Origin of the sequence: Pseudomonas sp. SJZ103 (assembly GCF_007828335.1) — a bacterium.
GTDB lineage: Bacteria > Pseudomonadota > Gammaproteobacteria > Pseudomonadales > Pseudomonadaceae > Aquipseudomonas.
Map to the genome: position 1 here is coordinate 111,171 of NZ_VIUN01000012.1, position 20,373 is coordinate 131,543.

27 protein-coding genes are annotated in these 20,373 nt (G+C 62.5%); 10 read left to right on the top strand and 17 right to left on the bottom strand.

Annotated features, from left to right (window positions below):
• Positions 1-78 precede the first annotated feature (78 nt).
• The gene (locus FBY10_RS23125) at positions 79-207 is read right to left on the bottom strand and encodes a histidine phosphatase family protein (RefSeq protein WP_237683152.1); all 129 of its coding nucleotides are present in this window, start codon (positions 205-207) and stop codon (positions 79-81) included.
• Between the two features lie 78 nt (positions 208-285).
• Between FBY10_RS23125 and FBY10_RS23130 the strand changes: the two genes are divergently transcribed.
• Entirely contained in the window at positions 286-522 is a 237-nt protein-coding gene (locus FBY10_RS23130) for a DUF6124 family protein (RefSeq protein WP_145338048.1), read from the top strand.
• Positions 523-696: 174 nt separating this feature from the next.
• Here FBY10_RS23130 and FBY10_RS23135 read toward each other — a convergent pair whose 3' ends face one another.
• From FBY10_RS23135 to ccmA, 10 genes are all read right to left on the bottom strand, one after another.
• Complete coding sequence (locus FBY10_RS23135; protein WP_145338050.1) at positions 697-1,092, bottom strand: hypothetical protein; 396 nt, start codon at positions 1,090-1,092, stop codon at positions 697-699.
• Between the two features lie 15 nt (positions 1,093-1,107).
• Positions 1,108-2,292, bottom strand: a complete 1,185-nt coding sequence (ccmI, locus tag FBY10_RS23140) for a c-type cytochrome biogenesis protein CcmI (protein WP_131699488.1) — start codon at positions 2,290-2,292, stop codon at positions 1,108-1,110.
• On the bottom strand, positions 2,285-2,758 hold the full coding sequence (locus FBY10_RS23145; RefSeq protein ID WP_053130594.1) for a cytochrome c-type biogenesis protein: 474 nt from the start codon (positions 2,756-2,758) through the stop codon (positions 2,285-2,287). The genes ccmI and FBY10_RS23145 overlap by 8 nt, the downstream gene beginning before the upstream one ends.
• Positions 2,755-3,291 carry a DsbE family thiol:disulfide interchange protein gene (locus FBY10_RS23150; protein ID WP_090407195.1) on the bottom strand — a complete coding sequence of 179 codons (537 nt, stop codon included), beginning with the start codon at positions 3,289-3,291 and terminating at the stop codon, positions 2,755-2,757. Before FBY10_RS23150 ends, FBY10_RS23145 begins: the two co-directional genes overlap by 4 nt.
• The gene (locus FBY10_RS23155) at positions 3,288-5,276 is read right to left on the bottom strand and encodes a heme lyase CcmF/NrfE family subunit (RefSeq protein WP_145338052.1); all 1,989 of its coding nucleotides are present in this window, start codon (positions 5,274-5,276) and stop codon (positions 3,288-3,290) included. The genes FBY10_RS23150 and FBY10_RS23155 overlap by 4 nt, the downstream gene beginning before the upstream one ends.
• Positions 5,277-5,279: 3 nt before the next feature.
• The gene (ccmE, locus tag FBY10_RS23160) at positions 5,280-5,735 is read right to left on the bottom strand and encodes a cytochrome c maturation protein CcmE (RefSeq protein ID WP_027607026.1); all 456 of its coding nucleotides are present in this window, start codon (positions 5,733-5,735) and stop codon (positions 5,280-5,282) included.
• The gene (gene ccmD / locus FBY10_RS23165; RefSeq protein ID WP_065924460.1) at positions 5,732-5,908 is read right to left on the bottom strand and encodes a heme exporter protein CcmD; all 177 of its coding nucleotides are present in this window, start codon (positions 5,906-5,908) and stop codon (positions 5,732-5,734) included. The genes ccmE and ccmD overlap by 4 nt, the downstream gene beginning before the upstream one ends.
• Entirely contained in the window at positions 5,905-6,660 is a 756-nt protein-coding gene (locus FBY10_RS23170; protein ID WP_131699491.1) for a heme ABC transporter permease, read from the bottom strand. The genes ccmD and FBY10_RS23170 overlap by 4 nt, the downstream gene beginning before the upstream one ends.
• 91 nt (positions 6,661-6,751) lie before the next feature.
• A complete protein-coding gene (gene ccmB, locus FBY10_RS23175; protein ID WP_057014556.1) occupies positions 6,752-7,420 on the bottom strand; it encodes a heme exporter protein CcmB in 669 nt (222 codons plus the stop codon).
• A complete protein-coding gene (ccmA, locus tag FBY10_RS23180) occupies positions 7,417-8,052 on the bottom strand; it encodes a cytochrome c biogenesis heme-transporting ATPase CcmA (RefSeq protein ID WP_131699493.1) in 636 nt (211 codons plus the stop codon). The genes ccmB and ccmA overlap by 4 nt, the downstream gene beginning before the upstream one ends.
• A 200-nt stretch (positions 8,053-8,252) precedes the next feature.
• Here ccmA and FBY10_RS23185 point away from each other — a divergent pair, with 200 nt between their 5' ends.
• Together FBY10_RS23185 and FBY10_RS23190 are read left to right on the top strand one after the other, a co-directional pair.
• Complete coding sequence (locus FBY10_RS23185) at positions 8,253-9,830, top strand: flagellar hook-length control protein FliK (RefSeq protein ID WP_145338054.1); 1,578 nt, start codon at positions 8,253-8,255, stop codon at positions 9,828-9,830.
• Positions 9,827-10,156, top strand: coding sequence for an EscU/YscU/HrcU family type III secretion system export apparatus switch protein (locus tag FBY10_RS23190; protein WP_145338056.1), 330 nt, complete (start codon positions 9,827-9,829; stop codon positions 10,154-10,156). The genes FBY10_RS23185 and FBY10_RS23190 overlap by 4 nt, the downstream gene beginning before the upstream one ends.
• Before the next feature lie 68 nt (positions 10,157-10,224).
• Here the strand turns inward: FBY10_RS23190 and glp are convergent, their stop codons facing one another.
• Positions 10,225-11,451, bottom strand: coding sequence for a gephyrin-like molybdotransferase Glp (glp, locus tag FBY10_RS23195; protein ID WP_145338058.1), 1,227 nt, complete (start codon positions 11,449-11,451; stop codon positions 10,225-10,227).
• A complete protein-coding gene (gene moaB / locus FBY10_RS23200) occupies positions 11,435-11,974 on the bottom strand; it encodes a molybdenum cofactor biosynthesis protein B (protein ID WP_131699497.1) in 540 nt (179 codons plus the stop codon). Before moaB ends, glp begins: the two co-directional genes overlap by 17 nt.
• A 76-nt stretch (positions 11,975-12,050) precedes the next feature.
• Between moaB and mobA the strand changes: the two genes are divergently transcribed.
• Both mobA and FBY10_RS23210 read left to right on the top strand, forming a co-directional pair.
• Positions 12,051-12,653 carry a molybdenum cofactor guanylyltransferase MobA gene (gene mobA, locus FBY10_RS23205; protein WP_145338060.1) on the top strand — a complete coding sequence of 201 codons (603 nt, stop codon included), beginning with the start codon at positions 12,051-12,053 and terminating at the stop codon, positions 12,651-12,653.
• 82 nt (positions 12,654-12,735) lie between these two features.
• Positions 12,736-12,957, top strand: coding sequence for a YgdI/YgdR family lipoprotein (locus tag FBY10_RS23210; protein WP_010211805.1), 222 nt, complete (start codon positions 12,736-12,738; stop codon positions 12,955-12,957).
• Positions 12,958-13,011: 54 nt separating this feature from the next.
• On the opposite strand, the gene FBY10_RS23215 is transcribed toward FBY10_RS23210, so the two are convergent.
• The 3 genes from FBY10_RS23215 to FBY10_RS23225 form a co-directional block, all read right to left on the bottom strand.
• Positions 13,012-13,902 (bottom strand): pseudouridine synthase, encoded by an 891-nt coding sequence (locus tag FBY10_RS23215; protein ID WP_145338062.1) that lies wholly within the window; start codon positions 13,900-13,902, stop codon positions 13,012-13,014.
• A 72-nt stretch (positions 13,903-13,974) separates the two neighbouring features.
• Positions 13,975-14,310 carry a hypothetical protein gene (locus FBY10_RS23220; protein ID WP_010565034.1) on the bottom strand — a complete coding sequence of 112 codons (336 nt, stop codon included), beginning with the start codon at positions 14,308-14,310 and terminating at the stop codon, positions 13,975-13,977.
• A 74-nt stretch (positions 14,311-14,384) separates the two neighbouring features.
• Positions 14,385-14,621, bottom strand: a complete 237-nt coding sequence (locus tag FBY10_RS23225) for a glutaredoxin family protein (RefSeq protein WP_131699500.1) — start codon at positions 14,619-14,621, stop codon at positions 14,385-14,387.
• Positions 14,622-14,778: 157 nt separating this feature from the next.
• Here FBY10_RS23225 and FBY10_RS23230 point away from each other — a divergent pair, with 157 nt between their 5' ends.
• Positions 14,779-16,515 (top strand): monovalent cation:proton antiporter-2 (CPA2) family protein, encoded by a 1,737-nt coding sequence (locus FBY10_RS23230; protein WP_205885751.1) that lies wholly within the window; start codon positions 14,779-14,781, stop codon positions 16,513-16,515.
• On the opposite strand, the gene FBY10_RS23235 is transcribed toward FBY10_RS23230, so the two are convergent.
• Positions 16,502-17,710 carry an ammonium transporter gene (locus FBY10_RS23235; RefSeq protein ID WP_090410096.1) on the bottom strand — a complete coding sequence of 403 codons (1,209 nt, stop codon included), beginning with the start codon at positions 17,708-17,710 and terminating at the stop codon, positions 16,502-16,504. The two genes, FBY10_RS23230 and FBY10_RS23235, sit on opposite strands and share 14 nt — an antisense overlap.
• A gap of 346 nt (positions 17,711-18,056) precedes the next feature.
• On the opposite strand from FBY10_RS23235, the gene FBY10_RS23240 reads away from it, so the two are divergent.
• From FBY10_RS23240 to FBY10_RS23255, 4 genes are all read left to right on the top strand, one after another.
• Positions 18,057-18,371 carry a YqjD family protein gene (locus tag FBY10_RS23240; RefSeq protein ID WP_012723021.1) on the top strand — a complete coding sequence of 105 codons (315 nt, stop codon included), beginning with the start codon at positions 18,057-18,059 and terminating at the stop codon, positions 18,369-18,371.
• Positions 18,372-18,373: 2 nt separating this feature from the next.
• Positions 18,374-18,757 carry a phage holin family protein gene (locus FBY10_RS23245; RefSeq protein ID WP_033901397.1) on the top strand — a complete coding sequence of 128 codons (384 nt, stop codon included), beginning with the start codon at positions 18,374-18,376 and terminating at the stop codon, positions 18,755-18,757.
• Positions 18,754-19,092 (top strand): hypothetical protein, encoded by a 339-nt coding sequence (locus tag FBY10_RS23250; protein WP_131699502.1) that lies wholly within the window; start codon positions 18,754-18,756, stop codon positions 19,090-19,092. Before FBY10_RS23245 ends, FBY10_RS23250 begins: the two co-directional genes overlap by 4 nt.
• A 91-nt stretch (positions 19,093-19,183) precedes the next feature.
• Positions 19,184-20,347 (top strand): EAL domain-containing protein, encoded by a 1,164-nt coding sequence (locus FBY10_RS23255; protein ID WP_131699503.1) that lies wholly within the window; start codon positions 19,184-19,186, stop codon positions 20,345-20,347.
• Positions 20,348-20,373: the final 26 nt, after the last annotated feature.

Sequence of the window (20,373 nt, forward strand, 5' to 3'; positions counted from 1 at the left end):
CCAATATTTGCTAGGCGTAGTGCTTGCTCAACCCTGACGGGTTGGTGAGGTTTTTTGAAAGTCACCTGTGGCGGTGATTCAGTGCGTTTCAAAGGGCGAGACAGCCTGTTCCCTGCCCCGCTCGGTCAGTTCCGGGTCGAGTGCGCCGAGGTAGCGGTGTTCCGCGTTGATCCACGTTTCGCCGTGGCGTATGACGTAGAGGTTCATGAGGGTCCGTCTTGTTGAAGGGTGGGGAGTTAAGCTGGTCCTGATGATATTGCCGACTATCGCATAATGATCGTTCCCATGCTCCGCGTGATCAATCAAATCAACGATCAGGCTTGGTCGCCTGGATTAGAATGGCGCACAGTGCCGCGCCAGCGGCATTATTGTGTTCGCGTGATGGAGAGCTGTGCGTGGGAGGGCTTAGCCGAGCACTTGGATAATTCAAGCCGCAAGCAGGTGCTGGCGGTGGTGCAGATGGTTGAGATTGCGCAGTTTTTAGTGGGTGCGGCACTGGAGCGGGAGTGCCCTGTGGCTTGATGGCTGAGGAGATCTCCTGTGGGAGGGGGCTTGCTCCCGATAGAGGTATGTCAGTCAGACATTCATTAACTGAAACACCGCTATCGGGGGCAAGCCCCTCCCACATTTGCCCTCCAGTGTTTAGAAGAATGGGGTTCACAGGCATGAAAAAAGCGACCCGAAGGTCGCCTTTTGTCATTGCGCGTACTGCTTGCTCAACCCCGGCGGCACGCCCTGCACGTCGGTGTCTTCCCAGGGCCCGTTGGGGCTGATGGAGCGGCTCCAGCCGTTGCTCCAGCGGTAGTAGGTGCGCTGGCGGTAGAAGGTGTCGGGCTGGTCGTCCAGCACGTACACCTGCATCTTGCCGTCCCAGTGGCTGGCCGCGCCCGGTGGTGGGGCGAAGGTCGGCGATTTGGTCGGCAGTGGCTTCGGCGACGGGGTCACCGGGCCCGAAGGCGTGGTGCTTGGCTGGGTGGATGGGCCTGACGGCGGAATGGTCGGGCCGGTCGGCGCGGGAGGTGGGCGGTGGACCGCACAGGCGCTCAGGCCCAATACCAGGCTGAGCAGGGTGATGCGTGCAAATGCGGTCATAGGCGTTTCCTCGAATTACTTGTCCGGACTGTCGATGGTCAGCTGCTGCAGTGCAGTGGTGGTGCTGGCCAAGGGTTGGCTGCGGCCGATCCACTCGCCAGTGGTCGGTTGACCGGCCCGGGATATGCGCGCAACCAGTTGGACTTCGGGGAAGTTGGACAGTTTCAACTGCGGCATCATCGCGTCGGCATCGCCGAGTTCGACGGTGACGGGCAACTCGGCAACGGTGACGCGCTTGGCCGCCAAGGGGGCCGGCGGGCCTTTTACCGCGCGGGCGAAGATGAATACGCTGTCGGTTGGCAGGGCCTTGGCCTTGACCTCGGCGGACAGGTCCACGCGGACTTTCATCACCGCCTTTTGCGCAACGGTGCCGCCGCTTTCCTTGAGCTTCTCGGCGGCACGGTCGATGCCGCCTTGCAGCGCCACGCGGGAATTGTCTTGCGGTGGCAGTTGCGCCAGCAAGCGGCTCCAGTAGTCGATTGCCTCTTGATAACGCTGGCCTTCGAAGGCGGCGATACCGAGCAGGCCGAGACTGGTGACTTCGTTCGGGTCGAGCTTCAAGGCTTCGTCGGTCAGCGCCTGGACCTTGGGCGACCACTGTTTATTGTCGGCAAAGTACTGCGCCTGGGCCCATTGCCCCAGCAGTTCCGGCTGACGCCCGGCCAAAGCCACGGTGCGTTCGAAGACCTTGGCGGCATCGGCGGAACGATCCTGGGCCATATAGGCGCGGCCGAGGAAGTACAAACCTTCCGCCGAGTCCGGTTGGGCGGCGGCGGCGCGTTCCAGGCGCTGGGTCATGTCTTCCATGGACACCGGCGGCTGGGAAAATTCGCGGGTCAGTTCAACCTTGTCGCTGGCGCCGAAGTGCATATACAGGCCAAGACCAAGCACCGGGACGAGGACGGCGGCGAGCAACGGCAGCGGTTTGCCCAGGCGTGATTCGCGGGGTTTTTCCACGCCTTCGGTGTCGGCCAGCAGCTCGCGGGCGGCTTCGGCGCGGCCGGTGTCGAGCTGCGCGGCGTTGAGCACGCCTTCGTCCTGCTGCACTTGCAGCTCTGCCACACGTTCTTGGTAAAGCGCCACGTTCAGCGCGGTGCGATCCTCTTCACGCTGGGCACGGCGGCCGCGCAACACAGGAATCAACAGGAAACTCAGGGCAATCAGAAGCAGCAAGCCGGCTGCGAGCCAGAAATCAATCATCAGTCTTGGTGTCCAGCAATTGGTCGAGGCGTTGGCGCTCTTCGGGGGATAGCGCGTCGGAACCATCGGTAGGCGCGGCGCGGCGACGGCGGACGATCACGGCCATGACGACCACGCCGGCCAGCAGCAGCCCGGCGGGGCCGAACCAGAGCAGCGCGGTCTTGCCGGTGAGGGCCGGTTTGTAGCGCACGAAATCACCGTAGCGGTCGACCATGAAGTCGATGATCTGCTGGTTGTCCTTGCCCTCCCCCAGCATGCGGAAGATTTCTTTGCGCAGGTCGGCGGCGATGGGCGCGTTGGAGTCGGCGATGTCCTGGTTCTGGCACTTGGGGCAGCGCAGCTCCTTGGTCAATTCGCGGAAACGCTCGCGGTCACCGTCCTTGGCGAATTCGTAAGTGTCGATGGCGGCGTGGGCCACCCCGGCCAAGCCCAGCGCCAGGACGGCAGCGGCTAACAGGCGCTTCATGGCTTGGCCTCGTCGACCAGTGCCTGGTACTTGGCGGCCAGTTGCTCGCGCCACACCACTTCGTCGATCACGCCGACGTATTTGTCGCGGATCACACCTTTGGCGTCGATAAAGAAGGTTTCCGGGGCGCCGTACACGCCGAGGTTCAAACCGAGGTTGCCGTCTTCATCACGAATATCCAGCTGGTACGGGTTGTGGAACTCCGCCAGCCACTTCAAGGCCGCTGCATTGTCGTCCTTGTAGTTGATGCCGTAGATCACCACGCCCTTCTCGGCCAGCTTGTTCAGCACCGGGTGCTCGACGCGGCAGGAGATGCACCAGGTGCCCCACACGTTGACCAGCGCCGGTTTGCCGAGCAGGTCGGCCTGGGTCAGGGTCTTGTCACCCTGCACGGTCGGCAGGCTGAACGCGGGGAACGGCTTGCCGATCATCGCCGAGGGCAGTTCGGCCGGGTCCAGGTACAAGCCGCGATACAGAAACACCGCTACCACCAGGAACAATGCCAGCGGCAACACCATCAACCAACGCTTCATACCGCCGCTCCTTGCATGCCCAGCGCTTCACGCACCCGGCTCTTGACCTTGACCCTATACCTGCGGTCCAGCGCCGCGAGCAAACCACCAAAGCCGGTGAGCAAACCACCGAACCAGATCCAGCGCACGAACGGTTTCACATGCACGCGCACGGCCCAGGCGCCATCGCCCAGGGGTTCACCCAAGGCCACATAGAGATCACGGGTGAAACCGGCATCGATGCCGGCTTCGGTCATCATCGAGCTTTGTACGGTGTACAGGCGTTTTTCCGGGTGCAGCACGGCGATCTCTTTACCGTTACGGACTACGCGCACGGTGCCTTTGTCTGACGTGAAGTTCGGCCCTTCGAAGTGCTTGGCGCCGTCGAAGATGAAGTGGTAACCGGCCAGGTCCATGGACTCGCCCGGCGCCAGGCGCAGGTCGCGCTCGGCACTGTTCTGGCTGGACAGCACCACGCCGAGGGCGCACACGGCGATGCCGATGTGGGCGATCTGCATGCCCCAGTAGCTGCGGGTCAGGGTCGGCAGGCCTTTGACCAGGCCTTTGTGGCGGGTCTTGTCGAAGATGTCACGCACACCGGCCAGCAACACCCAGGCGGCGAGCAGGAAGGTGGCGAGCACCGCCCAGTTGAAGTCGCCATAGGCAATGCCGGCGACCACGGCCAGGGCCACGCTGCCGAGCAGCACCGGCATCAACATGCCAGCCAGCCATTTGACCGGGGTGTCCTTCCAGCGCACCAGCATGCCGACCGCCATCACCACCATCAACAGGCCCATCAACGGGATAAACAACGCGTTGAAGTACGGCGGGCCGACGGACAGTTTGGCGCCGCTCAGGGCATCCAGCACCAAGGGGTACAAGGTGCCGAGCAGGATCATCGACGCGGCCACCACCAACACCAGGTTATTGCCCAGCAGCAGGGTTTCCCGCGACCACAGGTTGAAGCCGACCTGGCTCTTGACCACCGGCGCGCGCAGGGCGAACAGGGTAAGGGAGCCGCCGACCACAAACAGCAGGAAGATCAGGATGAACACGCCGCGCTCCGGGTCGGAGGCGAAGGCATGCACCGAGGTCAACACGCCCGAACGCACGAGGAAGGTGCCGAGCAGGCTGAGGGAAAAAGCCGCGATGGCCAGCAACACGGTCCAGCTCTTGAACACGCCGCGTTTTTCGGTGACGGCCAACGAGTGAATCAGTGCGGTACCCACCAGCCATGGCATGAACGAGGCGTTTTCCACCGGGTCCCAGAACCACCAGCCGCCCCAGCCGAGTTCGTAGTAGGCCCACCACGAACCGAGGGTGATGCCGATGCCGAGGAAGGCCCAGGCGACGATGGTCCAAGGCCGCGACCAGCGCGCCCACGCCGCATCAAGGCGCCCGCCGAGCAAGGCGGCGATGGCGAAGGCAAAGGCCACGGAGAAACCGACATAGCCCATGTAGAGCATCGGCGGGTGCACGATCAGGCCGATGTCTTGCAGCAGCGGGTTGAGGTCGTGACCGTTCGCCGGGATCTGCGGCAGGATGCGGGTGAACGGGTTGGAGGTCATGATCAGGAACAGCAGGAAGCCGATGCTGATCATGCCCATCACCGCCAGCACCCGGGCGAGCATGACTTGCGGCAACTGGCGCGAAAACACCGACACCGCGAAGGTCCAGCCCCCGAGGATCAACGCCCACAACAGCAGCGAGCCTTCGTGGGCGCCCCACACCGCGCTGAACTTGTAGTACCAGGGCAAGGCGCTGTTGGAGTTATTGGCCACATAAGCGACGGAAAAGTCGTCGGTCATAAAGGCGTAGGTCAGGCAGCCAAACGCGAACACCAGGAACGCGCACTGGCCCCAGGCGGCCGGCTGCGCCAGGCTCATCCACAGGCGGTCACCACGCCAGGCGCCGAGCAACGGCACCACGGCCTGGACGATGGCAAAGCACAGGGCGAGGATCATCGCCAACTGGCCCAGCTCCGGAATAAACAGTGCGGACGTCATGGCTTAGCCCTCCTTGGCGGGGGTGGGTGCGGACTGGCCGCTGTCCTTGAGGGCTTTGGTCACCTCAGGCGGCATGTATTTTTCATCGTGCTTGGCCAGCACTTCATCGGCCACCACCACGCCGTCGGCGTTGAGCTTGCCCAGGGCGACGATGCCCTGGCCTTCGCGGAACAGGTCCGGGAGGATGCCGCGATAAGTGATGGTCACGGCCTTGTTGAAATCGGTGACCACGAAGGTGACGTCGAGGGAATCGCCGGAGCGTTTCAGGGAGCCCTTCTCCACCATGCCGCCGGCGCGGATGCGCGTGTCCAGCGGCGCTTCGCCGTTGGCGATCTGGGTCGGGGTGTAGAACAGGTTGATGTTCTCCCGCAGGGCGCTCATCGCCAGGCCCACGGCAATACTGACGCCGGCCAGAATGGCAAGGATGATCAACAGACGCTTTCTACGCAGCGGATTCACTTTTCGGTCTCCCGGCGCAGACGACGCGCCTCTTGTTGCAGGTAACGCTTGCGGGCCAGGATCGGCGCGACGACGTTGAGGGCCAGCACGGCAAGGCAGATGCCATAGGCCGTCCAGACATACAGGCCGTGGTGGCCCATGGCGAGAAAATCACTGAAAGAAGCAAAGCTCATCCACGCACTCCCAGGCAGGTTTGCACTTCAGCCTTGACCCAGCTGGCGCGGGCTTCACGCTTGAGCACTTCGAGGCGCATGCGCATCAGCAGTACGGCGCCGAAGAAACAGTAGAAGCCCAGCACCATCAACAGCAGCGGCGCCCACATTTCCACGGGCATCGCCGGCTTTTCGGTGAGGGTGAAGGTGGCGCCCTGGTGCAGGGTGTTCCACCACTCCACCGAGTACTTGATGATCGGGATGTTGATCACGCCGACAATCGCCAGCACCGCGCAGGCCTTGGCGGCGCTGTCACGATTGCTGATCGCGTTGCCCAGCGCAATCAGACCGAAGTACAGGAACAGCAGGATCAACATGGACGTTAGTCGCGCATCCCACACCCACCACGAGCCCCAGGTGGGTTTGCCCCAGATCGCGCCGGTGACCAGCGCCACGGCGGTCATCCACGCACCGATGGGCGCGGCGCATTGCAGGGCGACGTCCGCGAGTTTCATCTTCCAGACCAGGCCGACGACACCGCATACCGCCAGCATCACGTAGCAGGACTGGGCCAGCATCGCGGCAGGCACGTGGATGTAGATGATGCGAAAGCTGTTGCCTTGCTGGTAGTCCGGCGGCGCAAAGGCCAGGCCCCAGACCAGGCCTATGCCGATCAGCAACACGGCTGCGATGCTGAACCAAGGCAGCAGTTTGCCACTGATGCCGTAGAACCATTTGGGCGAGCCGAGCTTGTGAAACCAGGTCCAGTTCATTGCTGTTTCTCACGGTTGCTTCTCGTCATTGCGAGAAGCGTAGGGTCTTTCTTATGTTGAAGAGCTGACAATGTCGCTGGGTCAGACCTCATTATTCGCCGACGCTGATCTTCAGGCCGGCGGCTATAGCAAAGGGTGTCAGGGTTACCGCCAGGGCGGTCAGGCTGCCAAGCCACAGGAGGTAACCGGTCGCCGGCATGCCCATGAGCGCGGCTTGCAACGCGCCGCTGCCCAGGATCAGTACCGGGATGTACAACGGCAGAATCAACAGGGCCAATAGCAGGCCACCACGCTTCAAACCGACGGTCAGTGCCGCGCCCACCGCCCCCAGCAAGCTCAAGGCTGGCGTGCCGAGCAGCAAGGAAAGGAGCAACACCGGCAGGCACTCGGAGGGCAACCCTAGCATCATCGCCAGCAACGGTGAGAGCAGCACCAGTGCCAAGCCGGAAAAAGCCCAGTGTGCCAGCACCTTGGCCAGTACCAGAAGTGGCAGGGGGTGCGACGAAAGGACCCACTGTTCGAGGGAACCGTCTTCGAAATCACTGCGAAACAGCCCGTCCAGCGAGAGCAGGACAGACAAAAGGGCCGCGACCCACACCAGTCCCGGCGACAAGGTTTGCAACAGTTTAGTCTCGGGGCCGACCGCCAACGGGAACAGCGCGATCACGATGGCAAAGAACACCAGCGGGTTGGCCAATTCGGCCGGGCGACGGCACAGCAACCGGGCTTCGCGGGCGACCAACAGGGCGAACACACTCATACCGACCACCGGCCCAGGTCGAGGTCACGGTAACCGACGGGAATGCGCGCCAGGGTGTGGTGGGTGGTGAGCACCACCTGGCCGCCCTGCTCGCAGTGCCGCGCCAGGTGTTCTTCCAATTGGGTGACGCCTTGTTTGTCGAGGGCGGTGAAGGGTTCGTCGAGAATCCACAGTGGCGGGCCCGGCAGGTACAGGCGCGCCAGGGCCACGCGGCGCTGTTGGCCTGCAGACAGGGTGTGACAGGGAACGTCTTCGAAACCCTTGAGGCCGACGGCGGCCAGGGCCTGCCAGATGGCGTCGCGGGTCGCGGGATGATGCAGGGCACTGAGCCAGCTGAGGTTTTCTTCGGCGGTGAGCACATCTTTGATGCCGGCGGCGTGGCCGATCCAGATCAGGTTGCGCGCAAGTTCGGTGCGTTGTTCGTGGAGCGGCTTGCCGTTCAGTCGAACTTCACCGGCCGTGGGCTGCATCAAGCCGGCCAGCAGGCGCAGCAGACTGGTCTTACCGCTGCCGTTGGGGCCGCTGATCTGCAGCATGTCGCCGCCCGCCACACGCAGGTCGAGGTGCTCGAACAGCAGACGCAGGTCGCGTTCACAGGAGAGCGCTACGGCTTCAAGAAGAGGGCTGGTCAAGAGATCGCGGGCCTTTACGGTTCAAGTCGGCGGTGCAGCGGCCGTTATAGAAAGAAGCACAATAACGGCTTTGGCGACCGATTTTAGAGAGCTGGATCAAATAGTTGTGAGGTTTTTACCGCTCTCTTTGCAGACGGGCGGCATTATACATGCGATGCCCTACGCTAAAGAGGGCTATTTCCCCAGAGACGATGCGCACGATGACCGGCGAGATCAACCTTCCTACGCTTCCTCCCACCCCGGCAGCCGGGCAAAGCCCTGCGCCTGTGCCTGGGGCACTGCTGAAACTGCTGGAGCCGCAGACCGGGCTGATCGACCCAGGGAAAACCGCGAATGCCGAAGTCATCGCCCTTAAACAAGGCGGTGAGGCCTTTCAGTTGCTGCTCAAGCTGACCTTGGACGGCGGCCGCCAGACGCTGGTGCAGGCCAGCAGCGCGCAGCCCTTGCCCTTAGGCAGCAATGTGGCGGTGAGTCAGACGCCAGCGGGCAACCTGACCCTCAGCCTGCAACAGGCCTTGAGTGCCAACGTCGCCGCCCTCACCCGCATCGATACCGCCAAGGTCCCGGAAGGTACGCTGTTGCAAGCCAAGGTATTGACCACTCAGGTGCTGCCCCAGGGCACGGCGCAACCGGCGATCTATCGTTCGCTGGTGACGGTGCTGAATAACGCCTTGGCCGGCGCGACACTGACGGTGGAAAGCCCACAGCCGTTGCGCGTAGGCAGTTTGCTGAGCGCTGTGGTGCAGAACGCGCAGACCCTGAATTTTGTGCCGCTGAGCGGGCTCAAGGATCAATTGGCGGTCACCCAGCAACTGTCGACCCAGCAAAGTCGCCAGGGCTCCCTGGATGCGGTCTTCACCGCACTGCAAAACCTGCCCCGTGGCGACAGTACTTCCGCCGACCTGCGCGCCGCCGCCGACCGTTTGCTCGCCGCGTTGCCCGACCTGGCACAGGTCAGTAACCCCAAAGTCCTGGCTCAAGTGATCCAGAACAGCGGCGCCTTTCTGGAAGCCAAATTACTCGCAGGGCAGAATCCTCAGATACCACCCCTGGACATGAAGGGCGCACTGCTGCGCCTTGTCGCGGACTTATTGCCCGCCCTGCCCGCCAGTACCAACCTGAACGCCATTCTTGCGGCCAACACGCTGGCCCAGGTATTGCCCAATTTTGTGCGCAGCCCACTGAACACGCTGGGCCAAGTCAGCGCGCGGCAGGCACCGGTCAGCTTTCCACTGCCCGAGCGGCTGATGGCGAAGCTTGAAGGCGAAGGCGACCTGGAAAACCTGCTGCGTCTGGCCGCCGGGGCCATTTCCAGGTTGCAGAGTCACCAGCTGTCGAGCCTGGAGCAAACCGGCACCACCGCCGACGGCCGCCTGCAAACCACTTGGCAGTTGGAAATCCCCATGCGCACCCTGCAGGACATCGTGCCGTTGCAGGTCAAGTTCCAGCGCGAAGAGCCGGCGCCGGACAAGGACCAACCCGAACGCAAGGACAAAAAAGATCCGAAGCAGATGCTCTGGCGCGTCGAACTGGCCTTCGATATGGAGCCTCTGGGGCCGTTGCAGGTCCAGGCGCAACTGACCCAGGGCAAACTGTCCAGCCAGCTGTGGGCAACGCGACCTTTCACCGCCAGCCTGATCGAAAGTCATCTGGGCAATCTGCGCGAACGGCTGGTGACTTCGGGCATCAACGTCGGCGACCTGGATTGCCACCTCGGCACGCCACCCCGCGGGCCAAAAACCGGACTGGAACAACGCTGGGTGGATGAAACCGCATGAATAACCCCAACCCGCCACGCCAGGCGATTGCCCTCAAGTACGACGGCCAACAAGCCCCGACCCTGTCCGCCAAGGGCGATGACGCCCTGGCTGAAGCCATCCTCAAGTTGGCGCGGGAAAATGAAGTGCCTATCTATGAGAACGCCGAGCTGGTGAAACTGCTGGCACGCATGGAGTTGGGCGACAGTATTCCGGAAGAGTTGTACCGCACCATCGCCGAAATCATCGCGTTTGCCTGGACCTTGAAAGGCAAGTTCCCGGTGGGCTATGACCCGGATGCGGGGCCGGTGGAGCGGGATGTGACCGAGCGTGGCGACGACTACTGAATAGCCACAGGCACACACAGATCCAAATGTGGGAGGGGGCTTGCTCCCTCCCACATTTGGATCTGTGGTCAGTTGAGGACTTCGCTTAGAGGGATGAAATTGACTCGATCACCCACCTCCAGCGTTGTGCCCTCCAACACCTCCACCAACCCCTCCGCCCACGCCGCGCTGCGCAGCACGCCGGAGCTCTGGTTGCGGTAGATGATCGCCTTGCCCTGCTCGATGCGCCCGCGCAGATACTCGCGGCGGTTACCCGGCTTGGGCCAGGTGAACCCCACCGGCACTGCGAAACGCAGCGGCTCGACGTCGGCCACTCCCTGGCGGCGCAGCAAATACGGACGCGCCAACAGCGCAAAGGTCACCAGGGTCGAGGCCGGGTTGCCCGGCAGGCCGATCACCGGCACGCCACGGAAATGACCAAAGGTCAGGGGTTTACCCGGCTTGATCGCCAGCTTCCATAACGCCAGCTCACCGTCTTCGCGCAGGGCGATACCGAGGAAGTCCGCCTCGCCCACCGACACACCGCCCGTGGACAAAATCAGGTCAACCGCGCTCAAGCCTGCCAGTCGGGAACGGGTCTGCTCCAGGTCATCCGGCAGGATGCCCGCGTCGATGACTTCGCAGCCCATGCGCTCAAGCCAGGAACACAACACGCGGCGGTTGCTGTTGTAGATCTGGCCCGGACCGAGTGGCAAACCGGGTTCGATCAGTTCATCACCGGTGGACAACACCGCGACACGCGGGCGGCGGATCACGTCCAGCCGATCACGGCCAAGGGAAGCCGCGAGGCCCAGTTCGATCGGGCCCAGGCGCGTACCCGCCGCGAGCACCAAGTCGCCGACGGTGGTTTCCTGGCCTTGGGGGCGAATGTTCTGGTTGAGCTGCAACGGCTCGCTAAAGCTCACGCGTTCGTCGGCGTGGACCACGGCGTTTTCCTGCATTTCCACGCAGTCCGCGCCTTCCGGTACCGGCGCCCCGGTGAAGATGCGCGCACAGGTTCCAGCCGCCAGCGGCTGTGGCGCCTGGCCAGCGAAAATACGTTGGCTGACAGGCAACGGTTCACCGGTCCAATCCGCCAGGCGCACGGCGTAACCGTCCATGGCGCTGTTGGGCCAGGGCGGCAGGTCGAGGGTGGAGACCAGGTCCTGGGCCAATACGCGGCCATCGCACTCGGCCAGGGGCAGCACGTGCTGCTCGCGGATCGGCGCGCCTTCGGCCATCGCCAGCAGCTGTTGCAGGGCTTGTTCTACCGGCATCAGGGCGCCGGTCTTGCCGGGCTTACCCACGGGATTCACAAGGTTCGGCCAGCTTCAGGTGCGGCACGAAGTTGCACGGCCGGTGACGGTTATCCAGTTGTTCGGCGAGGATGCCATCCCAACCGGTGCGCACTGCATTGGTGGAGCCCGGCAGGCAACACACCAGGGTGCCGTTGGCCAGCCCGGCCAGGGCGCGGGATTGCACGGTGGAGGTACCGATGTCAGCCACGGAGATCTGGCGGAACAGTTCGCCAAAGCCGTCGACCTGTTTGTCGAGCAGGCAACTGACCGCTTCGGGGGTGCTGTCGCGGCCGGTGAAGCCGGTGCCGCCGGTGATCAACACCACTTGCACCACGTCTTCGGCTATCCAGTGGGCGACCTGGGCGCGGATCTTGTAGAGGTCGTCCTTGAGCAGCACGCGCTCGGCCAGGTTGTGCCCGGCGGCGGTGAGGCGGTCGACGAAGACCTGGCCCGAGGTGTCGGTGTCCAGGGTGCGGGTGTCGCTGACGGTCAATACCGCGATATTCAGGGGTACGAAGGGTGCATCGGCCTTGGCTTTCATGGCACGGTCCGGTTGTCGAAGGAACAGCCCGATGTTATATCACAGGCCCCTGTTCAGCTGCCTGCGCGGAACCCACATGCCACTCGATTCAATGCCCCTGCCCTGTTCGATCCTGCTGTTGGCCGGTGGCCGCGGCCAGCGCATGGGCGGCCAGGATAAAGGCCTGCTGGACTGGCACGGCCAGCCCTTGATCGCACACTTGCAGCGCCTGGTGCGACCACTCACCGATGACCTGATCATCTCGTGCAACCGCAACCAGGCGCAGTACGCCCCCTATGCCGACCAGTTGGTGAGCGACGACAGCCCGGACTTCCCCGGGCCGTTGGCCGGTATCCGCGCGGGACTGGCCGCCGCGCGCCATGAGCACCTGCTGATCCTGCCGTGCGATGTGCCACACATCGATGCCCGACTGCTCGCCGACCTGCGTGAAACCGCACAACGCAATCCATCGTTGCCGGTGATGGTGCGCCACGGTGAATTCTGGGAACCCTTGATCTGCATCATCCCCATCGGTCTGCGAACCGAGGTAGAACAGGCCTGGCATGCCGGTGAACGCAGCCCACGAAAGATCCTCCTGCAATTGGGCGGTGTGGGCCTGGAATGCCCAACCGATGACCCACGCCTGGCCAACCTGAATACACCAGAGCTGTTGCGCCAAAGGTCTGACGTGTCAGAATGAACCTTCGCACAAGGAACTTTGGCGACGTCTCACACGTCACAAGGTCAGTAATCAAAAAAGTATTCTCTCGGAGACAACACCCATGACTCAACGGACCATCGCCGCTCTCATGCTTGCACTGGGCCTGGCTACCCTCGCCGGTTGCGCCTCGCCGACAGTGATCACCCTGAATGACGGTCGCGAAATCCAGGCCGTCGACACCCCGAAATACAACGAAGATTCGGGTTTCTACGAATTCGAACAACTTGACGGCAAGCGTACCCGCATCAACAAAGATCAGGTTCGCACCGTTAAAGACCTGTAAGTCTCAGCGCTTGCACATAAGGCCCGCCTCGCGCGGGCCTTGTCGTTTCCGGGGTCACCAGTCGAGGGTGATCCGGCTGCGAAAAAGGCGTTCTTCAGCGGTGACCGGGTCGACAAACCGCACGCCCTGGGCCAGCAGCTTGAGAGGGTTGGCGTAATCGTCGACGGCATCCTTGATCACCTCCGGGTAGAACGGATCGTTGCAGATGCTCGCCCCCAGCGCGGTCATGTGCACGCGCAACTGGTGCTTCTTGCCGGTCACGGGAAACAGGCCGTAGCGCCATAAGTCGCCATTCTTTTCCCGCACCTCCACCGCTGTTTCGGTATTGCTGGCGCCCGGGCCCTCCTGCATGCGGAAGAACGGTTCGCCATCCACCAGGCGGCTTTTGTGTACCAATGGGAACGTCAGCCCAGGCAAAGCCGGGGCAATGGCTTCGTAGAATTTATCGATCTGGCGCGTGGGAAACAGCTGCTGATAGGCCGAGCGGCTGGACGGGTTGGCCGAGAACAACACCAGCCCGGCGGTGTGCCGGTCGATGCGGTGCAGGGGCACCAGTGCAGGGTTGTCCAGGCGGCGAATCAGGCGGCGCAGCAGGGTTTGCTCGACGTACTCGCCGGCCGGGGTCACGGGCAGGAAGTGCGGTTTGTCCGCCACCACCAGGTGCTCGTCGGCGTAGAGGATGGTTTCCTGCACCGGGATGACTTTTTCGTTGGGTACTTCACGGAAGTAATAGATGCACAGGCCTTCCTTGTAGGCCAGGTCCAGGGGGATGGGGTTGCCATTGACATCCAGCACCCGCCCCCGGGCGATGCGGTCCAGCCAGTGTTCGCGGCTGATCGCCGCAAAGTGCTCGCACAGACACTCCAGCACCGTTGTCCAGGGGCCAGGTGGCAGGTACAGGGTGCTGGCTTGGTGCTGGGACGCGGAAAAAGCGGATGTGGACATGAAGTGCTCGAAGCCTGGGAAAAACAGGCAGGCATTATCCCGCATGAAGCGGGACTCGGCCTAGGGCGGATCTCAGGCCTTGGCCAATTCCGCCCGCAGGATCGGCGAAGCACTCGCCGCCTCGGTGAACTCCTTGAGCCAGCGCAGCACGTCCACCGCCTCCCAGCGGCCGGGATCGTAAAGCGCGTACAACAGGCCCTGGTAGCCCACCACATCGAGCTGCTTGTGATAACCGGCGCGCTGGAACAACGCTTCGATCTCGGCAAAGCAGGTATTGAAATGCACTTTGTTAAACGGCGTCTTGCCTTCCGTGACCAGGCCGTCGAGGCGCAGCTCGTTCACCGCGTCGCGCACGACATCGGCAGACATGCGATTGACGCTGCTTTTCAGTTGTTCAACATTCACCACGGGCGTTCCCTCTATTCAATCGCTGTACAAACATACAGTAACGTAATATTCGGAAACCCGCCATCGCATAAACGTCAGCGCAGGAAGGCGACAACCTGATCCGCATCGAAGGGCCAATCCAGTTCAGCCCCCGTGTCCACCCGCCGAAGCACCGGAATCCTTAGGCCGTAGGCGTCGGTCAGGTCTTCGGGGTCGGTGATATCAACCAACTCAACCAGCAACCCGCGCTCGACGAGCGGCATGATTTCGGCTTCGGCAATTTCACAAAGATGGCAACCCAGGGTGCCGAACAACTGGCATTCAGGAAGCATGACGAATGGCCCTGATCAGTAAGTAGACAAGTATTCTAAGCCTGACAAAAACCTGTGGCGAGCGGGCTTGCCACAATAAACCCTGACCCAGATCACCATGGCCTATAACTGATTCAGCGATTCTCGCGGCTTTTTGCCCGCTCACCCTGCAATGGAGATGCTTGTGTTCGCCAACCTGCTGATCATTCTGGCCTCATCCCTGGTGGTGATTGCGCTGTTTCGCCGTCTGCAACTGCCACCCGTGCTGGGCTACCTGTGCGTGGGCCTGGCCGTGGGGCCCACTGCCCTGGACTGGGTGAATGACAGCGAGGATCTGCCCGACCTCGCCGAACTGGGCGTGGTGTTCCTGCTGTTTTCCCTGGGCCTGGAGTTTTCCCTGACCAAGATGCTCGCCCTGCGCCGCGTAGTGTTTGGCCTGGGCAGCTTGCAGGTGCTGGGTTGCAGCGTGCTGCTGGGGGGCTTGTTGATAGCCTTTGGTGTGACGCCGGGCATCGCCTTGTTGCTGGGTGCAGGGCTGGCGCTGTCGTCCACAGCAATCGTCAGCAAGGAACTGACCAGCCTCGGCGAAATCTTCAGCAGCCATGGCCAGAACGCGATCGGTGTGTTGCTGTTCCAGGATGTGGTGGCGGTGTTGCTGCTGACGTTGGTACCGGTGTTCGCCGGCAGCAGCGAGCAGGCCTGGTACTGGGCATTGCCGCTGACGCTGGGCAAAACCGTGGTGTTGTTCGTGGGCCTGTTGCTCGCCAGCCGCTGGTTATTGCCGCGCTTGTTTCATGAGGTCGCCGCGTCCCATTCGGCGGAGCTGTTTGTGCTGCTGGCGCTGGTGATCGTCTTGCTGACCGCCTGGCTCACCCACTTGCTGGGCCTCTCCCCTGCCCTCGGCGCCTTCCTGGCCGGCATGCTGCTGGGCGAAAGCCATTACCGCCATCAGATCGAAGCGGATATCCGCCCCTTTCGCGACATCCTGCTGGGGCTGTTTTTCGTCAGCATCGGCATGCTCATCGACCTGCAGTTGTTCGTCAGCCACAGCCTGTTGATCCTCGGCATGACCCTCGCGCTGATGCTGATCAAAGGGTGTGTGGTGGCTGCGTTGGTCAAGCTGCGCGGCAGCGACAGTGAGACTGCCTGGCGCAGCGGCCTGGCCCTGGCCCAGGGCGGTGAGTTCTGTTTTGCGCTGATGGCGCAGATGCAGCAGAGCCGGTTGATACCCGATGAATTCAACGGCTTGCTGCTCGCCGCTACGTTCTGTTCGATGCTGCTGACCCCACTGCTGTTGCGCGCCGCACCGGCGATTGCCCTACGCCTGCACCGCAAGCCCAACCAACAGGTGCAATTGGAACAGATCACCGCCCTCAACGCCCAATTACAAGGGCATGCGGTCATCTGCGGCTATGGCCGGGTCGGGCAATCCATCGGGCGCTTTCTGCGCAATGAGCAACAGGCGTTTATCGCCCTGGATGACGACCCGGAACGGGTGCAGGAAGCCGCCACCGAAGACAGCAGCGTGCATTACGGCGATTGTCGCCGTGGCGCGTTGCTCAGTGCAGTGGGCCTGGAACGCGCGCGCCTGGTGGTGATTGCCGTGGACAACAGTGATGTCGCCCTGGCGGTGCTCAAGGAAGCACGCCATATCAACCCCGACGTGCCGATCCTGGTGCGCACCCGCGATGACAGCCAGTTGGCTGAATTAAAAGCCGCGGGCGCCAACGAAGTGGTGCCCGAGTTGCTGGAGTCGAGCCTGATGCTCGCCTCCCACGCCTTGATCCTGCTGGGCCTGCCGGACCACCAGGTGCAGGCGCGGGTCGATGAAGTACGGCATAACCGCTATCGCCTGCTGCACGGTTTTTACACGCATCCGAGCACCGACGAAGAGGCGCCGATCAATCCTGACTGACCGCACCGATCTTGTGGATCGACAGGTCTGCGCCGTAATACTCCTCTTCCTGGCTCAGGCGCAGCCCGTGCACGCGCTTGATCACGCCGTACACCAGCAGGCCGCCGCCGAACGCGACGGCCACACCGAGCCCCGTGCCGATCAATTGGCTGATCAGGCTCACGCCGCCCAATCCACCCAGCGCCGTCTGGCCAAAGATGCCGCACGCAATCCCGCCCCATACACCGCACAGGCCGTGCAGTGGCCATACACCCAGCACGTCGTCGATCTTCCAGCGATCCTGGGCGGCGATAAAGCACCACACAAACAGCCCGCCCGCGACCACACCGGTGACCAGCGCGCCCACCGGATGCATCAGGTCGGAACCCGCGCAGATCGCCACCAGCCCGGCCAACGGACCGTTATGCAGGAAACCGGGGTCATTGCGGCCGATCACCAGGGCGGCAACGGTGCCACCGACCATGGCCATCAGCGAGTTGACCGCCACCAGACCGCTGACACCGTCCAGGGTCTGCGCGCTCATCACGTTAAAACCGAACCAGCCGACAATCAGGATCCACGACCCCAGCGCCAGGAACGGAATGCTCGACGGCGCGAAGGCCACCAGGCGCCCTTCGCGGTAGCGCCCGTTGCGTGGGCCCAGCAGCAACACCGCCGCCAGCGCCAGCCAGCCGCCCATGGCATGCACCACCACGGAGCCGGCAAAGTCATGGAAGCTGGCGCCAAACGTCTTGAGCAGCCAGGCCTGCAAACCGAAATTGCCGTTCCACACCATGCCTTCGAAAAACGGATAGATAAATGCCACGATCAACGCAGTGGCGCACAACTGCGGAGCGAACTTTGCACGCTCCGCAATACCGCCGGAGATGATCGCCGGGATCGCTGCCGCAAACGTCAGCAGGAAGAAGAACTTCACCAGGCCATAACCATGATCGGCACTGATCACGGCCGCCGGTTGCATGAAGCTCACACCGTAGGAGATCCAATAGCCTATAAAGAAATAGGCCAGGGTGGAGATGGCGAAGTCGCTGAGGATCTTCGACAGGGCGTTGACCTGGTTTTTCTGGCGCACCGTCCCGACTTCCAGAAACGCGAAGCCGGCGTGCATGGCCAGGACCATGACCGCACCAATCAGGATGAACAGGGTGTTGGAACTGTGGACGAGGGTATCCACTGCACTTTGCAAATTTTCCATGGAGGGTGGCAGGCCTGCATTAAAGGCAAAAAGCACCAAAGCGGTTCAAGCCAGGGTTTCGCGCACTAAATTGGCACCACCGGCCCCACCCCTCTTCAGAGGGCATGAACCGCTTTAGCGCAGCGAAAAACACAACAGGCCATTGCCGACAGGGTTTTTCCGCGAGTTTCAGTTATTTAGGGTAAGGTTTTTAAGGCACTGGCCTTAGGCCGCCCAGATTCAGCGCAGGCCCAGGAGCCTGCGCACCAAGGCAAAGCAAAAGCTGTACCACACAATTGCACTGAACCTTCACCGAAGCCGGTGACTCGAAACCACACGTACCGATCAGCCAATCACGGAGATAACCATGGCCAGAAGAACTGCAAAGACTGCTCAAGAAATACTGATGGCGGATTTTCAAACCCTGGTGACTGACACCGAAAGGTTGCTGGACGACACTAAGGTGCTTGCGGGAGACCAGGCCGATGAACTGCGCGCCAAGATTCATGACACGCTGTTACAGGCCCGCGAAACCCTCAAGCAAACCGAAGACTCCCTGCGCGAGCGCGGCCAGGCGGCGGTCACCGCGACGGAAGATTACGTGCAGGCCAACCCTTGGCAGTCGGTAGGCATTGCCGCTGGCGTGGGCTTTCTGATCGGCCTGCTGGCCACAAGGCGCTAATCATGTCTATCGGCGAAACTGGCTCGTCCACGGGTACCACCTCACGACGCCTGGGCGCGGCCGTTCTAGGCTTGCTGCACAGCCACGTCGAACTGTTTGGCATCGAATTGCAGGAACAGAAGGCCCGCACCGTCAGCCTGCTGCTGTTTGCCGGCCTGGCACTGGTGTTTGCCCTGTTGCTGCTGGTGGGGTTGTCGACGCTGGTGATGATCCTGGTATGGGACACGGGCTACCGCCTGACCGGGATCATTTGCCTCTGTGTGTTCTATACCCTGGCCGCCGCCTTCTGCGGGGTGCGCTTGAAAGCGGCAGTGTTCGATGAGTCCACGCCGTTCCATGCCACCCTCGAAGAACTGGCCAATGATCGGGAGCGCCTGCTGCCATGAGCTCGAATGAAACCCAGCAAACCTCCCGCCGGGAAATGCGCAAGGCCTTGATCCGCCTGCGCATGGAGATGCACCGCCAGGAGATTCGCCACGAGTCCCAGCAATTGATGGTGCCGCTGAACAAGGTGCGCAACATGGGCCAAAGCTTTCAGGGCGGCCTGGGCATCAAGCACGCGCCGCTGTGGGGCGTGGCCGCTGTAACGCTGATCGGTTTCTTCACCGGTAAGGGCGCCAAGGGCGGCGGGATCAGCAGTGTGACGCGCCTGGTTCGGCTCGGTGCCGGATTAATCCCGCTGATCAAACTGGCCATGCAAGGCAATTCACGCAAAGGTTGAGCCGGCTGGCTGCATTCTTGCTAACAGAATCGGCCCGGTCCCCGTTTTCGAGGGCCGGGCCTTTTTTCGCCACCTCTCTTAAGGAGGCCCCGTGATCGACGGGCAACCGCTCGCCTGCTTCCAGCCGTTTATCGACACCGCCACCGGTCGCATTGCTGGCGTCGAAGCCTTGGGCCGTCTACGCCAGGCTGATGGCAGTTTGCACTCCGTTGGCCCGTTGTTCGCCGACCCACGCACGCCAGGCGCGACCTTGCGCCGTCTCGACCGGCAGATTCGCGACAATGCGTTAAGCCGCCTGCATGAAGCCCCGCAAGACTGGTTCCTGAGCCTGAATATCTCGCCGCGCTGGATTAACCAACTGCGCCCGGGCCAGGCGCTGCCGAGTCTCAAACAGATTCACAGCCATGGCGTCGACCCGCAGCGCATTGTGTTCGAGATCACCGAACTGGGCGGCGACATCCAGCGCCTGGCCGAGGTGGTGGCACGTTATCGCGAGGCCGGTGCGCGCATCGCCATCGATGACTTCGGCGCCGGCTATTCCCAGCTTGACCGGGTATTGGCGCTGCAGCCGGACATTCTCAAGCTGGACATGCGCCTGTTCCAGCAAGCCGCCAGGGGCGGGCCGAGCAGTGACGTAGTGCGAGCGCTGGCGCAGATGGCGGAAAAAACCGGCTGCTGGATCATTGCCGAAGGCGTGGAAACCGAGGCGCAGCTGAGCTTCGCCCTGGAATGCGGGTCGCGCTATGTGCAGGGCTATCTGTTTGCCCAGGCGCAATTGGACTGGTTCGCCACCGACGCCTTCGTGCCGCGTTTTGACCAACTGCGCGCGGCGTATGTCCAGCAGAAACTGGCCGAACGCGGCCGCATCATGCAACTGCGCCAGCAATTGACCGAACTGATGAAGATTCTGCAATCCTGGGCACAAGCCCAAGCCCCGCTGGATCACTTGCCCCAACTGCCAGCCTTCCCCTGGCTGCTGCGCTTTTACCAGTGCGACCGGCATGGCACCCAGTTGACCCCCAACTTCGAATGGCGCCAGGACGCCTGGCAGGCCGACAGCCGCTATCTGGGCCACAACTGGTCGTGGCGCCCGTACTTCTATCACCTGCTGGCCGAAGGTTGGGAGGAGCGTCGCCTGACGTTGTCCTCGACCTACCGTGACGCCACCACCAACCAGTACTGCCTCACCGCCGGACAATTCTTCCATAACGGTCAGCGCTTGCTGTTAATCGATATCGACGCGGCCGGCCTGTAGATTTTCGCTTGCCCCGTCAGGGCGGA

Bases quoted from the DNA above. Each gene is read 5' to 3' on its own strand.
- FBY10_RS23240 (WP_012723021.1), top strand. From the start codon at position 18,057: ATGGCCAGAAGAACTGCAAAGACTGCTCAAGAAATACTGATGGCGGAT.
- FBY10_RS23210 (WP_010211805.1), top strand. From the start codon at position 12,736: ATGACTCAACGGACCATCGCCGCTCTCATGCTTGCACTGGGCCTGGCT.
- FBY10_RS23250 (WP_131699502.1), top strand. From the start codon at position 18,754: ATGAGCTCGAATGAAACCCAGCAAACCTCCCGCCGGGAAATGCGCAAG.
- FBY10_RS23135 (WP_145338050.1), bottom strand. From the start codon at position 1,092: ATGACCGCATTTGCACGCATCACCCTGCTCAGCCTGGTATTGGGCCTG.
- FBY10_RS23155 (WP_145338052.1), bottom strand. From the start codon at position 5,276: ATGACGTCCGCACTGTTTATTCCGGAGCTGGGCCAGTTGGCGATGATC.
- ccmI (WP_131699488.1), bottom strand. From the start codon at position 2,292: ATGATTGATTTCTGGCTCGCAGCCGGCTTGCTGCTTCTGATTGCCCTG.
- ccmD (WP_065924460.1), bottom strand. From the start codon at position 5,908: ATGAGCTTTGCTTCTTTCAGTGATTTTCTCGCCATGGGCCACCACGGC.
- ccmB (WP_057014556.1), bottom strand. From the start codon at position 7,420: ATGAGTGTGTTCGCCCTGTTGGTCGCCCGCGAAGCCCGGTTGCTGTGC.
- FBY10_RS23130 (WP_145338048.1), top strand. From the start codon at position 286: ATGCTCCGCGTGATCAATCAAATCAACGATCAGGCTTGGTCGCCTGGA.
- moaB (WP_131699497.1), bottom strand. From the start codon at position 11,974: ATGAAAGCCAAGGCCGATGCACCCTTCGTACCCCTGAATATCGCGGTA.
- mobA (WP_145338060.1), top strand. From the start codon at position 12,051: ATGCCACTCGATTCAATGCCCCTGCCCTGTTCGATCCTGCTGTTGGCC.
- FBY10_RS23125 (WP_237683152.1), bottom strand. From the start codon at position 207: ATGAACCTCTACGTCATACGCCACGGCGAAACGTGGATCAACGCGGAA.
- FBY10_RS23170 (WP_131699491.1), bottom strand. From the start codon at position 6,660: ATGAACTGGACCTGGTTTCACAAGCTCGGCTCGCCCAAATGGTTCTAC.
- FBY10_RS23225 (WP_131699500.1), bottom strand. From the start codon at position 14,621: ATGCTTCCTGAATGCCAGTTGTTCGGCACCCTGGGTTGCCATCTTTGT.
- FBY10_RS23235 (WP_090410096.1), bottom strand. From the start codon at position 17,710: ATGGAAAATTTGCAAAGTGCAGTGGATACCCTCGTCCACAGTTCCAAC.
- FBY10_RS23145 (WP_053130594.1), bottom strand. From the start codon at position 2,758: ATGAAGCGCCTGTTAGCCGCTGCCGTCCTGGCGCTGGGCTTGGCCGGG.
- FBY10_RS23190 (WP_145338056.1), top strand. From the start codon at position 9,827: ATGAATAACCCCAACCCGCCACGCCAGGCGATTGCCCTCAAGTACGAC.
- FBY10_RS23150 (WP_090407195.1), bottom strand. From the start codon at position 3,291: ATGAAGCGTTGGTTGATGGTGTTGCCGCTGGCATTGTTCCTGGTGGTA.
- FBY10_RS23245 (WP_033901397.1), top strand. From the start codon at position 18,374: ATGTCTATCGGCGAAACTGGCTCGTCCACGGGTACCACCTCACGACGC.
- FBY10_RS23185 (WP_145338054.1), top strand. From the start codon at position 8,253: ATGACCGGCGAGATCAACCTTCCTACGCTTCCTCCCACCCCGGCAGCC.
- FBY10_RS23215 (WP_145338062.1), bottom strand. From the start codon at position 13,902: ATGTCCACATCCGCTTTTTCCGCGTCCCAGCACCAAGCCAGCACCCTG.
- FBY10_RS23230 (WP_205885751.1), top strand. From the start codon at position 14,779: ATGCTTGTGTTCGCCAACCTGCTGATCATTCTGGCCTCATCCCTGGTG.